Consider the following 14791-nt stretch of genomic DNA (forward strand, 5'->3'; position numbering starts at 1 on the left):
CTTTTAGGATTTTTTGTGATAGAATAATAAAAAATTATTATTTCATTAGCAACTATGCTAAATGAGCTAAAAAAGAAACAAAACACTTTTGAACAAAAGGTACATGATGCCTATAACCATGACATCAAAAAGATAATTTGTATCACAGCTGGCTTAACAGCCTTACTATGTAAGGTTTCACTACAATTTTGTTGTGAATTTATTAATAATAATAGATCTAACATTCACCTTATACATGAGATTGCTCAATGGGCAAAGTTTCCGACATTCGTTCTATTAATTGCTCATTCTGGATTCACTTTACGTGACCTAATTGAAGATTATATGGAGCCTGATGGTAAAAAAGAACTATTGAAAATAGTTGGTAAGTTAGCTGGCCTTTTAAGCAATGCTATAGAAGTGTCAATTATGTTACAAATTTTTCATCTCTTAACTGAAGGTAATGCAAACATAATAAATTATGTCCACTTAACATCAACAATTCTATTCTTATTCATTTCAGAACCGATAAGCTGTTATTATACATGTAAAAGGCATCAAGAAGTATATAGAAAATGCCATGATAAAAGTGATACTAACAAATTTGTTGAATCTAAGAAAGAACTTTCTGAGTGTAAGAAAGATCTTATCGTTAGCATATTAACTTTGTCATTGGGTTTATTAAACTTCATATTTAAAAGGATTGATATTGCAGCTACACCTATAAACCTGGGTAATGGTATAGTTTATAGTTTCAATTTAAGTGTGACAGTCAGTATAATATGTAGTGCAGTATTGCTGTTAGTCTGGCTTGATAAATTATTCAATCAACCTACAAGTGATGATCTTTCTACTGGACTTAATAGAGCTCATCATACACAGCTTAGTAGTAATTTGCCAAATGGGCATACTCTATCTATATAGAGTGAGAAATTAAATGTGAAAAGACCTCATTTCTACTGCCAATGCTAGCACCGCTAGTTTACTAACTATATTCCACAGTGGTAGGTTTTTGTTTTCTTCTACAATTTGGCTAATATCGTAAAATTCACAATCAGAAGAATTTAAGCTGGAATATATACTTCTTTTACTATTGCATCGGTACAGATAGCATGTTGGTGTATTTCCTATATAGTATATTAAAGGTTCTGCAGGTCTGTGATCAAGTGCATCTATAGTTGGTACACCTTCTTGTATGATAACGCTATTGATTTCTATTCCATCCTTTATCTTTTTCATTCTATGACGCTTTTTTTTATTGAGGGTTAATATTTCTTCTCCACTTATTGCTGTTATAATGCCCATTCCATATGTTCCGTTATTTGCCTTGATAAAAACATAAGGCTGAGTTTTTATTTTATATTCCTCATATTTTTTCTGTACTAGAGACAACACTTGGTCAACTTTAGTTGCAACTGTTTCTAGCGATGAAGCATCATCAAAATAGACTTCCTTACAGCTTTTTGTAAATGTAGAGATAAGCCATGGGTCTATTTTAAATTCGCTACAAAATTCAGATACTAACTCTTGATAAATTTCAAAGTATCGAAATTTTTTTCTACTATGCCAGCCGTATAGTGGGCTCGGTACTGTTTCTTGTTTTACATTTTCTAATACTTCTGGAATGTGGCTTGTCATATCACGATTTAGTACAACAACATCTGGCACAAATCCTGAAGTTGTCTTTAATAAAAAGTTGTCCCTTACAATAATTTCGTATGTCTCTATTAGATTAGATGCTTCGCTGTGAAAGAGTCCAATTTTTGTTTCAAAACCTGCTAGTCGTAGTATCTTTTCTATGGCAAATACATTTTCTATATACATTTTATTCCTTGTATAGTTTTCTGGTATTACAAGAGTTTTTTTATATCGTTTTTTTTTAAAGTAGCTTTTTATCAATCTTGCAGCTGTTGTTTTTGAATGCTCACTTAAATTATTAAACCCTGCAGGGAATAAATTGGCATCTATTGGAGCAATTTTGTAACCAGAGTTTCTAAGGTCTAAAGAGCTATAAAATGGTAATGCAAAGTCATTAAATTTTGTTTCAAACCAATCATTTACATTTTTTTCTAAACTTAGATGAATTATGTTTTGCATCTACACTTTAAATGTTATAAGGAAAGTACTATATTATACTCTATAGCTAAACATATTTAACTGATTATTGCAGTAGGGTTACTATTTAGAGTTACAAAAAATGATTCAATATGACAGCAATAAAATGCTTGGGACTACTATACTGTCAATTAGAAGGAATAAAAGTGTAGTAATAATAGGTGATGGTCAGGTTTCACTAGGGCACACCATTATAAAGTCACGAGCGAAGAAAGTCAGGTGTCTTTCTGGTGATTCTGTGATTGCTGGATTTGCTGGAGCAACAGCTGATGCATTTACTCTCTTTGAGAGACTAGAATCAAAACTTGACAAGCATCCAGGACAGCTAATGAGAGCATGTGTTGAGCTTGCAAAAGATTGGAGGATGGATAAATACTTAAGAAAATTAGAAGCTATGATGATAGTTGCAGATAAATCCATTTCATTAGTAATTACAGGAATGGGTGATGTACTTGAGCCTGAGGATGGAATCGCAGCTATTGGTTCTGGAGGGAATTTCGCTCTGTCTGCAGCAAGAGCGTTAGTTGAAGTTAAAGATATGTCAATAGAGGAGGTTGCGAAAAGGGCTATGAAAATAGCAGCTGATATATGTGTTTATACAAATCATAATATAGTTATTGAAAAAATAGAGGGGTAATATGTCTTCTAAACAAAAATTTTTATGCACTAATTTCTCCAATCAATCAGCAACTTTTTCAGAAGGACAGCATTATAATAGTGATACATACAACGAGAAAAGCGGCTCTTGTAAAGATGTCAAAAATAGCTGTGATTTGAATGATAGCAGTGCTCAAGTCAATAATGGTAAACAAATTTTGTTAGATGATCTACCACCACAAAAGATAGTTAAAGAGCTGAATAGATTTATAATTGGACAAAATGATGCAAAACGTGCTGTTGCTATTGCACTCAGGAACCGTTGGCGTCGTAACAAAGTTCCTGTCCCTTTGCGTGATGAAATCATACCTAAAAATATACTGATGATTGGTCATACAGGTGTTGGTAAAACTGAAATGGCTCGTCGCCTAGCGAAGCTTGCTGGTGCACCGTTTATAAAAGTTGAAGCGACGAAATTTACTGAAATAGGGTATGTTGGGCGTGATGTTGACTCAATAATACGTGATTTAGTTGATGCAGCAATAGTTTTAGTCAAAGAAAAGGCACGTAAAGCTTTGGCTAAAAAAGCTTTAGATTTAGCTGAGAAGATAATAGTTAATTCCATGGTTGGTGAAGATGCAACTGAAGAAAATAAAGAGATTTTTAGAAAAAGATTGAGAAATAAAGAACTTGAAGATGGAGAAGTTTCCATAGATGTAAAAGAAAGTAAGAGCGTATTACCAGCTTTTGATATACCAGGTGTACCAGGTGGGCAAGTTGGTATAGTAAATATAACAGAATTAATGGGTAAAATGTTTAATGGTGGTAAAAAAACAAAAACTATTACAGTTAAAGTGAAAGAGGCACGTAAAATATTGATCAATGAAGAAAGTGAAAGGTTAATAGATGAAGATAAGATAATCAAAGAGGCTCTTGATCTTGTTAGTAATGAAGGTATAGTGTTTTTAGATGAAATAGACAAGATAGCAGCATGTACAGAAGTAAAAGGTGAAGTCAATAGAGAAGGGGTACAACGTGATTTATTACCACTACTTGAAGGGACAACCGTTTCAACTAAATATGGGCATGTAAAAACAGATTACATATTATTTATTGCATCTGGTGCTTTTCATCAATCTAAACCATCTGATCTCTTACCGGAATTACAGGGCAGATTGCCAATTAGAGTGGAACTTAAGGCACTAACTCAGAAGGATCTAATAAGAATACTAAAGGAACCAGAATCTAGCTTGTTGAAACAATATATAGCTCTGATGAAGACGGAGAACGTAACGCTTGAGTTTACTGATGATGGCATTGAGACTATAGCTGAAATAGCGTTTACAGTTAATAGGCAAGTAGAAAATATAGGTGCAAGAAGGCTACATACTGTCATGGAGAAGCTTTTGGATGAGATAAGTTTTACCTCCTCTGAAAAAAGTGGTGAAAAATTTGTCATAAACAGCGAGTATGTGAAAGATAGGCTTGGATCAATTTCAAAGCAACTTGATTTATCTAAGTTTATACTTTAGTAGAATATAATTATATATTAATATGTGATATAAGTATTTTAGATGATAGAAATTTTTCAAGATGTCTAATATAAAAGAAAAAGCTAAAGCAAAATTTTCTGAGTGTATTAAAGATAATACATAAAAGTTGCTGTAATGACAGTAATCACTTCAGTGAAAATTATGCTGGATGATATCATAGGTAAAAATAACAAAACTAAAAATTTTTTAATGTCAGTTAATGATAGTAGAGAAGTTATAACTAGTTATACTACAATAATATGGGAATAGTAAAAAAGTTAGGTGTTATAGCTAAGTTAATTCTTCTTCACAAACACATAAATATGTGTGATAGAAAATGATACAGCGTTAACCCAAGCGCTGTAGCGATTACGCTACTTGAATAATAAAGTAATAAATTAAGTAGTAAAGATTTAGGAGAAAACGCAAATATGAAATAAAATATAGCGAGAGATTAAGTTTTATCAATACTATCAAAGTACAAGAACAGCAGAGAGAACTAATGACTGAGAAATTAGCTTCACCTAATTACAGTTAAATACTGTAATCAAACTATAAAATAACGAGAATAGTTTATATTACCTGTATAGGTGCTTTGTATTCTTAAGTAAAATTTTAGACTTTTTCTCATTCTTATAATCCTAAAGCTTGTTACAATAGTTGACCTGCTTGCCCAAATTTCATAATTAAATCTAATAGTTCGTTTATATTTCTTAGTTGAGTTATGTCCCTCATGCTTTTATGAGCCTGTACATCTCTTTTGAGACTTTTTATCTACTTTTTCTTTAATATTACTGCTCCTTGCAATATAGCACTAGCTTTATATGTATTGTAAATCTGTGTATTTTCATACCATTCATATCAGATGACTAGATCTCTAACACTTTTTAGTTGTATATAATACTTGTGCTGCAAGATCTATAAAATATAAAGCTATTAAACTTTTGCATTTTAATATTTTCTATCAGACTTAATTCCCCATTTTGATTCCTTGCTTTGGTTCTATTTTTTTGATTATAAGGGTAAATGATTTACTCTATCAGTTAGTCTTGATAAGCTTTTATTACATGTTATTCTACTTATTCTTTATTTGAAGTGATTTTTTCATTAGTGAAATAAAGTTTTTTAACACTATTATAGGACGTGCTGAAACTTTTAAATTTTCCCTTAATAGGTAATTTCTGCTACTTGAAAGGGTTTAATAGAGGGAGGGTCTTTTGTTATTGTTAGTCTCCTTAACGGGAGGGGCATTCTACTTTTGATATGTAAAGACTTCTTTATGATTTCTGTACTGAAATTTGATAATATCACTTCATCGCTTGATGCTCATACTATATTAAAATTAATGAGGTATCTCTCTGACTATTTTAGATGTTCTGTTGCTTGTATTAACTTCAGGTCTCACTTCGTTTATTTTCAATTTGCTAGTAATACAACTTAGATACAAATGATTAAATATGACTATACATGAATGCTGCTTTAGGAAGGCCTCTGTAGCGCTCAAATATAAAAAACAAAGACTTGATTTTATGCCTAAATAATAGATTATTGAGTACCATATAAGCATTCAGATGCAAGAAAAAATTTTCACAATTGTTGATGGTTATGGTTTTCTTTTCAGGGCTTATTATGTTTTGCATAATTTAATCACTACAACTGGCATCCCAATAGGGGCTGTATATGGCTTTCTTAATATGATTCTAAAGTATATTACATGTTCAGATTACTTAGTTATAGCACTTGACTCTGGGAAGAAGAATTTTAGGCACGATTTATATTATAAGTACAAAGCAAACAGAATAACACCCCATAAAGATTTAATCACGCAATTTGCAATACTGAAGGAAGCAATAGAAGCCTTTAATCTTAGTTACGAAGAGGTTGAAGGCTATGAAGCAGATGATATAATTGCAACACTAGTTGCAAAATATGCTAACCATAAAGGCTTCAAAGTAGTAGTAGTTTCATCAGATAAAGATTTGCTTCAGCTGTTGAGTTACAATATTCTTATATTTGATCCTATTAAAAATATATATATAAATGAAAAACAAGTAATAGAAAAGTTTGGTGTAAATTCAAGTAAACTTCTTGATTTATTTTCTCTAATTGGTGATGTACCTGATAACATTCCTGGTGTTCCAGGAATAGGTCCAAAAACCGCGATTAAACTTCTAGATGAGTTTAATTCGGTAGATAATATTATGGAAAATATTAATAACATCAAGCAAACAAGGATTCGTAATATTTTCACTGAACATAAAGAAAAAGCATTGCTTTCAAAAAAACTTTTTTCTCTATGTGAAAAAGTAAATCTTCAGTGTGATATTGCAAAATATGAGGTCTATTCTCCAAACACAAGGGAATTGCTACCCTTTTTGAAGAAGTATGAATTTCATTCTTTAGTATACAAAATAGAGAAGCTTTTTCCACAAAGTAAACCTGGAATAAAAGATAAAATAGAATATGGAAGCGAAAGATTAGAAAAATTTTTAGAGTGTTGTAGATATAATGGTAAAATTGCAATCTACTGTCATTTTGAAAATAATGTATTAAACATGGTTTCCTTATCTTATAGTGAGGATAGTATTTTTTATATAAACCAAAATTGCCTGCAAGATGCATTGGTTATAGTAAATTCAACTCTGCTTTTAAGAGGAGTACTTAAAATAATATGCAACATTAGGGAAATAAGAAAAATATTTCCTGTAATAGAAAAAGTGCTAAGCTCAGTTGACGATTTGATGATAATGTCATATAGTCTTGATAGAGAGAAGCATGATCATAGTATCTTGAGCATAGTTATTCATAACTTAAGTGGAAGTATAAAAACTTTTTCAGCAAAAACATTAGTAGTGATCTATAAAAAGCTAACGCAAAGACTATTTCAGGAAAAGCTTTTTACAGTCTATGAGCGTTTTGATAAGCTGCTTATGAATGATGTTTAACTAGAGAGAAAGTGTAGTATTGCTAAATGTTCAAGGTGATAGAAATTCTTAGTAAATTTTAGTAGTTACTCTTCTCACTATATTTGGAAGTGATATATCAAGCATCAGTTGGAGGTTTAATATTTGCTTTACTAAAAAATCAAGTTGAGTTTTGTTTTTAGGACATGTCCATTCCAGAAAAAAGAAAGGTCAAAATTTGGACTTATACATAGACTCTGAAGTTTTGGAATGATTTAGAATGTAAGTGGCTAAAATTATAAGTAATATTTTAGATTGTTAACACTCAAATAAACTAGATGGTACTTGCACTGGCGCGTTTAATAGATGGTTAATCCTCTCATAGAGTAAAGTGCATGTAGGTTTTGATAGTTTCAGTAGAAATCCCTCAGTCCTAGTAACTCTCTAATCTAGATGGTATTCCTATAAGGAGAGCGGTGAAATCTGACTGGATAAGTATTCATTGGAGCGAAAAGGTGATAGTTGTGTGTTTTATCAATTGTTCGAATAGGATTGAGACTTTTGGTACACGGTGCAGCATCTTTAAGATATTTAGATTACTAATGTCACTATAAAGCAAGTTTTCGAGTACAAGAAGAAGGTACAGATAAACAAATAAGATAAAAAATTCCAATAGTTGTCTTAGCCATTATATAGCGTAACCTGTCCTGCTTTAGAAGCAGTTTTAAAGCTACCTGCTTAAGAGGCTTCTGAATATATTAGTCATTATTTCTTCTTTTATCTAGGATAAAGATCTATATGAATGGAGGGTAGGTACTTATTTATTGCAAGTAAAGAAGCAAAATAATTCTCCAGGTTCGTAGTAAACTACTAATTGAGTTATAGGCAATAATGCACAAGAAGTAGTAAAACACATGAAATGTATGGTAAGAAATATAGTGAAAATTTTTGTACTATTTAAGATGAAGGTCAAATCAACTGTAATTGAGGTTTTAATCTTAGTTATGATTTAAGTGATAAAATTTTGAGGAAAAGATTATTTGAACTGATATGAAAAATAAGATATAATTTAAATATATATGAGTACACGGGTCAGTATCGAATCTCTATGCGTGAGGAATTTGAGCCTTTTAAAGTTTTAAGTAAAGATAGTGAAGTAATCCCCGAAGGGAAGTATAAGGTAATATATTATACCTTTATGCAATTGATAAAAAATAAAGTGCTCTCTGAAGAGATAAAAGAAGAGGATAAGGTTGCATTTACTTTCATGCTAGATCAAGGCAAGTTTGTATTCAAAAATGCTAAATTAAAATATATAAAATTACTAAGTGAAGAAAGTTTTCTTCAGTTTTTGCTTTCTATACTTGAGAGAGTTAAGAAAGGGAATTTAGCAAGCAAAGAAAATTTAAAGAATGGTGAAGTAGAGAAAATAATTGATGAATGCATGTCTGATATATGCAACACGGAAGCTAAAGATTCTTTTGTGAAGCTTATTGGGTGGCTATTTGGGATCAACATAGATCCTAATTTTTTTTTGGTTCTTTCAAGTGTGGATTGTTATTTCCTAATAAAGGCAAAAAAGAAAATGATGGATTACTACTTGGTGATGAAGGGATGGTAATGATATTCTTATGCAAATTTTTATCCCATATTATCCTTTTTGCTTTTTCAACACTGGTATTTAGCATTAGCCCAGTTATGTCAACAATCAATTGTATTCTTCTTATATTATCCATATCAGTAGCAATAAAGAGCCTCTTTTCAAATGATAAAAAAGATACCTTATATAATCCTAATTCGTTAGATAAGATGAAATGGAGCGATAAAATTAGTGATGGTATTAGTAAAATTTTAGGAACAGAAATTGAAAAGGACAAATTGCCTGTCAAAACAAGAGAAAACAGTAAGCTATTTACTATGTTTGATAAAGTTAAGGCCAACCAAAATAAATCCTTTCAGTGGAAAGAAGATGATCGTAGAAAAGTAGTAGGAAATCAGCATGGTTTATAGCTCAGTTCCCCCTACTGTGATTGAATCGATCTTGAGTGTTGGTTGACCAACGCCAACTGGTACATCTTGCCCATTTTTTGAACACGTGCCAATGCCAGGATCTAGCTTTAAATCGTTGCCAATCATAGATATTTTCTTCAGTACTGTTGGACCATCACCGATTAGTGTCACACCTTTGACAGGCTGTGTAACTTTACCATTTTCTATTAAATAGGCTTCTGAGGATGAAAAGATAAATTTCCCTGAAGTTATATCAACTTGCCCGCCACTAAAATTTACTGCATATAGACCTTTTCTTACACTAGATATTATTTCTTCTGGTGTATACTTGCCTGGTAACATATAGGTATTTGTCATGCGTGGCATAGTAATTTTTTTATAGCTTTCCCTTCTGCCATTACCAGTTGTGTTGACACCCATGAGTTTAGCGTTCATATAATCCTGCATATATCCCTTTAAAATTCCATCTTCTATCAATACGTTATAACTAGCAGTTGTGCCTTCATCATCTATACTAATAGAACCACGTAAGTTAGGTAAAGTTCCATCATCAACTACTGTAATGGCGTCAGATGCTACTTGCTTGCCAATAGAATCTGAAAATGCTGAAACTCCTTTACGATTAAAATCACCTTCAAGCCCATGACCTACAGCTTCATGTAACAAAACCCCAGGCCAACCTGAACCTAGGACAACCGTCATCTCTCCAGCTAGAGTTGGAACTGCTTCAAGGTTTACTAATGCTTGTTCTAGCGCTTGGTTTGCAACTCCTTTCCATTTTTTTTCAGAGATAAATTTACTATAAAAGTTCCTTCCTCCATGCCCAGCAAAACCCCTTTCAGTACGGCCATTTTTCTCTACAATAACTATCACATTAAAACAAACCAAGGGCCTGATGTCACTTAATCTGTAATCGTCTCTTATTATTTGTATAACTTGCCACTCTCCACTCAGAGTTACCTTTACTTGCTTTACACAAGTATTCTTAGACCTTACATACTCATTAACTTCATTAATCAGCTTTATTTTTGAGGTCAGATCTATTTCATTTATTGGGTTAATCCTATGATATAGATTCTTTGTCTCATCTTTTAATCTTGTGAAATTTGCTTTGTTTAAAGATGTTGAACTTCTCACTATAGAAGCAGCGTTACTAATTTCTTTTTCACTGATCTCAGAAGAGCATATAAAGGACGTATTACTCTCGCAAAAAGACCTCAGGCCAAAACCTTTTCTGGTATTCAAATTCATATGCTTCAGTATGTTATCATTAAAAATCAAAGACTCTGATTGGCAAAACTCTAAGAATAGCTCACCACCATCACTATTGCTCAGAGCATTACTGACTATTTTATGTATATTACTAATATTCACATCATTTTGAGCAAAAAATATTTGATCTATGTCTATGTTATCTGGCATTGCCTTGAACTAAAAGTTACTTAAGTGTATTATTTAATTTTAATATAGTAAACTACAAAAAGCCAGGGTGGCGAAATTGGTATACGCGCTAGCTTCAGGTGCTAGTAACTTTTCAAGTTATGGAAGTTCAAATCTTCTCTCTGGCACTCTTAATTTTTTATTTTTAAGCAAAGTAACTTTGTAACGTATATGCTTGCTAAGTTTGAATTTATGAGGGAAGAGAGGCTTTCTTACAGGAAAACATGAACTCGCTAAGGATGCTAGGTTACATATAGCTTAATATGGTAATTCATCTTAGATTACCTAACTTTTTATGGAATACAAGTTATGTAGTGCCTAAGTAGTAAGAACAATTGAAGCAGACTATATTGTATAATACTTGATCTCAAATCTATAGTAAAATAATAAAAAAGCAGATAGAAATTAGTAGCATACCTATTATACAAATGTGCTGTTGAAGTAATAGGTAACTAAGAAGGGAAGGGATCAATGTTTATATTTAGTATGACAATTTTACAAAAAAATAGTAAAACTCTAAGTTATTAAAAGTACCAGTAACTATCATTGCTATAGCTAGAAAATTTTTATTTAGTAATTTATTTATAAAGGTATTATTTTTATCTATAGTAAAACAAGTTAGAATGAAGTCCATCTTATTAACGAGACCTTTATCAGATTCATTGAACACAAGAAATACGTTGAGAAAATATGGATATAAAGTATATATAGAGCCGGTGTTCACAATAAAGTACTTACAGCCTGATATATCTACATATGAATTTGATGTAGTAATATCTACAAGCAAGAATAGTGTAAAGGCATTTACTCAAATATGTAAGGTAGATGATATTCAGATTGTTGCAGTTGGCAACTCGACTATGCAAACTGCAAAGGATTTAGGATTCTCTAATATTATATCAGCAGATAGCAATGTTGATGGTCTGGTATCATTTATAAAAAATCACTATTCAATAACAGTAAAGTTTTTGTATATAAGAGGGCAAGAAGTATCGTGCGATTTAAAGAAGAGGTTATCTGAAGAAGGTTTTTATGTGAGAGAAGTCATACTCTATAAAACAATCATTAAAAAGAGCCTAACCAATAGGTGCAAAAACTTATTATCTGGTAATAAAGTCAATAGTATTGTTTTTTTTTCCTCACAGACAGCAAGAGTGTTTTGTTCTTTAGTCCTAAAAAGCGGTCTATCATATACAATGGCGAGTATAATCGCATATACTATGAGTAAGAATATTGCTGATAGTTTAAAGTTAGTCAAGTGGAAAAAGATTATGACATCGAAGCTACCTACCATGGAAAGTTTAATTAATATAATTAATAAAGATCACTAATGTTGAAAGTTGCAACTTGGAACGTGAACTCTATACGCAGGAGGATTGGCCAAGTTTGTGATTTCATAATTGATGATCAAATAGATATAATTCTACTGCAAGAGATAAGATGCACGGAGAAGCAGTTTCCTTATGATGAGATAGAAAGGCTTGGATATAAATGTGCTGTCTATGGACAGGTTGCAAGGAATGGCGTTTGCATTTTATCTAAACATCCAATACTCGAGACATTTACAATTGATATTGTAAAGGATTACAAGGAAGCACGTTATGTAGAATGCGTAATAAAATACAATAATCAAAAGGTAAGAGTGGCAAGTATATATATTCCAAATGGTCAGAGCCCTGATTCTTGTGCTTTTGCATATAAGCTTAAGTTTTATGATAACTTATATAAAAAAACAAATGATTTATTGAAAAATGAAGAGCTGACTATTGTAGCCGGTGATTATAATGTTGCGCTAGATGAAATTGATGTTTTTGATCCTGTTTTTTTTAATGGCAAAATATGCTTCCATATAGAAGAGCGTGAAAAGTTGAGGGCAATTTTAAATCTTGGGTTCAAAGATGCATTTAGAATATCTCACCCAGATTTACAGCAATTTACTTGGTGGGATTATAGATGCAATTCATTTCTAAGGAACCAAGGAATGCGAATAGATTATATACTATTATCACCACAGGCTGCAGATAGATTAGAAATGTGCTACATAGAAGATAAATTTCGAGAACTAAGAAATCCATCTGATCATATACCTGTTGTATGTACTATATGGTGAGTAGTTCTTTCGAGAGAAGAAAGGGAAGTATAATTGTTGTGTAATGTCATAATGGGAGTTATAATAACTATATTAAATACTTTTTGTATATGGAATAGATAATAAATAGAGATCAATAAAACTAATTTTATGAAGAAAGATAAAATCTGGAGTTCAAAATATTGAAGGTATTAGTAAAGTTGTATACTATATGGTTTAGAAGTTTAGTGGGATTTTAGCAATTTTAGAGTTAATACTTGTTGAATATTTAGTACTCTAAAATTTAGATTACGCTTTAATTATGTCAGGGGGCCCATGGTAAATGATTTTTTTAGTGACAACTTAAGCGATAGTCCAATTTACCTTAGGAAGATTGTAACAGAAAACTTATCTTCAGAAAGCAAACTGAATCAACTAAAATCTACTGCAGATAAAATTGAAAAATATATTGCTGCTAAACGCATTGAATTGCAAAATCTGGCTTCCAGTTGCGTTGATGACTTGTTATCTAAGAAGCTAACCCTTTCAAAGGGCCCTAGTGTTGAAGCATCTGATCCAGATATTCATTTGAGTGAAGAAGACGACTATCTTATAACCTACATAGGTATTTTACTGAAGAAGCTTTTTAGATTTTTTAACTTCATAAACAGTGAGCTCGTGGTAAATACAGACCTACAAATCTACAGCATTGTAAAGAGAAGAGAAGGAAAAAATTACGTTGCTATGGTCATAAAATTTATCCATGATAAGCTTAAGAGATTAATCAAGGAAGTCTTTTCAAGAGAATTAAGTTCTAATGAGAAACTAGAAAAAGCAATAAAAGAGTTACAGAAAAAAATAGGTAATGGTGAGTTATCTCTTGAAGAGTTTACAAAAATATTGGGTCGTTTAGAGTTATTGCAAAGTTTAAAACTAAAAATACAAACATTGCTGATTAGTTGGCTAACTTTCTCAGTTGCTGAATCGCTTTCAGTTGGAGTTACTTTTTTGACAAAAGCAGCTGAAGAGGATAGAGGAGGGCGCAAAACATTACTGAGAGAGGAAGTAGATAAAGAAGCCTATGAAAATGAAAAAATTAAAGTAGGTATAGGAGAGAAATTTCAACTTGTGTATGGTATTATCCCAGTGCCAAACACTGGAATCTGGTTGAAAGAGCCAATCTTTTTGACCAAAGAAGAGCGAAAGCTTTTGCTAGAGTCTCTGAAAACCACAAAGTTTTATATACATAAAGGTAATGTAAATAAAAATAAACCTAAGATACTGAGGTGTAATGAACAAAAAAAGGGACGTGGAGAAAGAAAGGATGAGTTAAGGCTAACTATATATCTAGTCAGAATTATAGAGGAAGGATTTATGGAAGGTGGGATAATATTTGATTCTAAGAGTCAAGGAATATCTACTGGTTACAATATAGACTTTAATGAAAGTATTCGTAAAACAAAAGCAGTGTTCATTAATGGATATAGTGCTACTAGCAGTGTTAGTAAAAGAGAATCAGAGTTTGATAATAAGCCAAAAGTTGGTATTCCCGACGGGGAATTTAAGGAAAAAATTGCTGAGAGGAGTTTACAAAGAGGAAGGTCTTCTGTTGTGAGTGATTTTCAACCAACAAGTAAGTGTAAAAGCGTAAAAGTCAAAAGTCATGTAGCTTTAATAAATACTTCAGAGTTGTCTTTATTGAGGAGTAGGTAACAGGGAAAAGTGCAAATCAACAGTAAATTCGATCCTGTAATTGTATAATCTATTACAATAGAGGGTTTTGACAGAATTATAAAAACTAAATTCTGGTATTGGATCTACTAGCTAGCACAAGAAAGGATGAAGTTTTTTGAAAGAAAACATAAAAAAGTGTTTGCACTCGAATTTATTCTAAGTATACTAATTACATAATACTTTTATTGGAAGTGATATGCGGGGTAATACCAATAATAATGAAGAAGATGATTGGGGTCCTCAACCTGATGGTACATGGATCCCAAGTGGTAAGTATGAAAAGATTGATATTGATAAATATAGGCTAGAAAAGAAGCAACATGAAAATGATAGACCTAATACGCAATTAGGTAGTAGCAATGCTACTAGCATCAGTAGCAATGAGAGTAGTAATGTTGTTTCATAAATGGTTT

At 31.8% G+C, this 14791-nt stretch carries 12 protein-coding genes, 1 tRNA gene and 1 pseudogene; 12 read left to right on the forward strand and 2 right to left on the reverse strand.

Going from position 1 to position 14791, the window contains the following annotated elements; translation table 11 throughout:
• Window positions 1-54: 54 nt before the first annotated feature.
• The gene (locus GOY13_RS01785; RefSeq protein WP_175814123.1) at window positions 55-903 is read left to right on the forward strand and encodes a hypothetical protein; all 849 of its coding nucleotides are present in this window, start codon (window positions 55-57) and stop codon (window positions 901-903) included.
• Between the two features lie 9 nt (window positions 904-912).
• Here GOY13_RS01785 and gshA read toward each other — a convergent pair whose 3' ends face one another.
• Window positions 913-2076 (reverse strand): glutamate--cysteine ligase, encoded by a 1164-nt coding sequence (gene gshA, locus GOY13_RS01790; protein WP_175814124.1) that lies wholly within the window; start codon window positions 2074-2076, stop codon window positions 913-915.
• 100 nt (window positions 2077-2176) lie between these two features.
• Here gshA and hslV point away from each other — a divergent pair, with 100 nt between their 5' ends.
• The 6 genes and pseudogenes from hslV (at window position 2177) to GOY13_RS01815 (ending at window position 9136) form a co-directional block, all read left to right on the forward strand.
• Entirely contained in the window at window positions 2177-2731 is a 555-nt protein-coding gene (gene hslV, locus GOY13_RS01795) for an ATP-dependent protease subunit HslV (RefSeq protein ID WP_175814125.1), read from the forward strand.
• A 1-nt stretch (window position 2732) separates the two neighbouring features.
• Complete coding sequence (hslU, locus tag GOY13_RS01800) at window positions 2733-4223, forward strand: ATP-dependent protease ATPase subunit HslU (protein WP_246214276.1); 1491 nt, start codon at window positions 2733-2735, stop codon at window positions 4221-4223.
• 135 nt (window positions 4224-4358) lie between these two features.
• The gene (locus GOY13_RS03530) at window positions 4359-4493 is read left to right on the forward strand and encodes a hypothetical protein (RefSeq protein WP_256359445.1); all 135 of its coding nucleotides are present in this window, start codon (window positions 4359-4361) and stop codon (window positions 4491-4493) included.
• 1301 nt (window positions 4494-5794) lie between these two features.
• Window positions 5795-7156 (forward strand): annotated as a pseudogene (locus GOY13_RS01805) (5'-3' exonuclease H3TH domain-containing protein); the annotation flags it as partial.
• Between the two features lie 1078 nt (window positions 7157-8234).
• On the forward strand, window positions 8235-8747 hold the full coding sequence (locus tag GOY13_RS01810; protein WP_175814126.1) for a hypothetical protein: 513 nt from the start codon (window positions 8235-8237) through the stop codon (window positions 8745-8747).
• A 77-nt stretch (window positions 8748-8824) separates the two neighbouring features.
• Window positions 8825-9136, forward strand: coding sequence for a hypothetical protein (locus GOY13_RS01815; protein WP_175814127.1), 312 nt, complete (start codon window positions 8825-8827; stop codon window positions 9134-9136).
• Here GOY13_RS01815 and tldD read toward each other — a convergent pair.
• Window positions 9131-10558: a metalloprotease TldD gene (gene tldD / locus GOY13_RS01820; protein WP_175814128.1), complete on the reverse strand. Its 1428-nt coding sequence runs from the start codon at window positions 10556-10558 to the stop codon at window positions 9131-9133. The two genes, GOY13_RS01815 and tldD, sit on opposite strands and share 6 nt — an antisense overlap.
• Window positions 10559-10619: 61 nt before the next feature.
• On the opposite strand from tldD, the gene GOY13_RS01825 reads away from it, so the two are divergent.
• From GOY13_RS01825 to GOY13_RS01845, 5 genes are all read left to right on the forward strand, one after another.
• Window positions 10620-10704: transfer RNA gene (locus GOY13_RS01825), tRNA-Leu, on the forward strand.
• A 495-nt stretch (window positions 10705-11199) separates the two neighbouring features.
• Entirely contained in the window at window positions 11200-11907 is a 708-nt protein-coding gene (locus GOY13_RS01830) for a uroporphyrinogen-III synthase (RefSeq protein ID WP_175814129.1), read from the forward strand.
• Window positions 11907-12686 (forward strand): exodeoxyribonuclease III, encoded by a 780-nt coding sequence (locus GOY13_RS01835; protein WP_175814130.1) that lies wholly within the window; start codon window positions 11907-11909, stop codon window positions 12684-12686. The genes GOY13_RS01830 and GOY13_RS01835 overlap by 1 nt, the downstream gene beginning before the upstream one ends.
• A gap of 294 nt (window positions 12687-12980) precedes the next feature.
• Window positions 12981-14357 (forward strand): hypothetical protein, encoded by a 1377-nt coding sequence (locus GOY13_RS01840; RefSeq protein ID WP_175814131.1) that lies wholly within the window; start codon window positions 12981-12983, stop codon window positions 14355-14357.
• Between the two features lie 217 nt (window positions 14358-14574).
• Entirely contained in the window at window positions 14575-14784 is a 210-nt protein-coding gene (locus tag GOY13_RS01845; protein WP_175814132.1) for a hypothetical protein, read from the forward strand.
• The last annotated feature ends 7 nt before the right edge of the window (window positions 14785-14791 follow it).

Origin of the sequence: Wolbachia endosymbiont of Cruorifilaria tuberocauda (genome assembly GCF_013365475.1) — a bacterium.
Classification (GTDB): Bacteria; Pseudomonadota; Alphaproteobacteria; order Rickettsiales; family Anaplasmataceae; genus Wolbachia.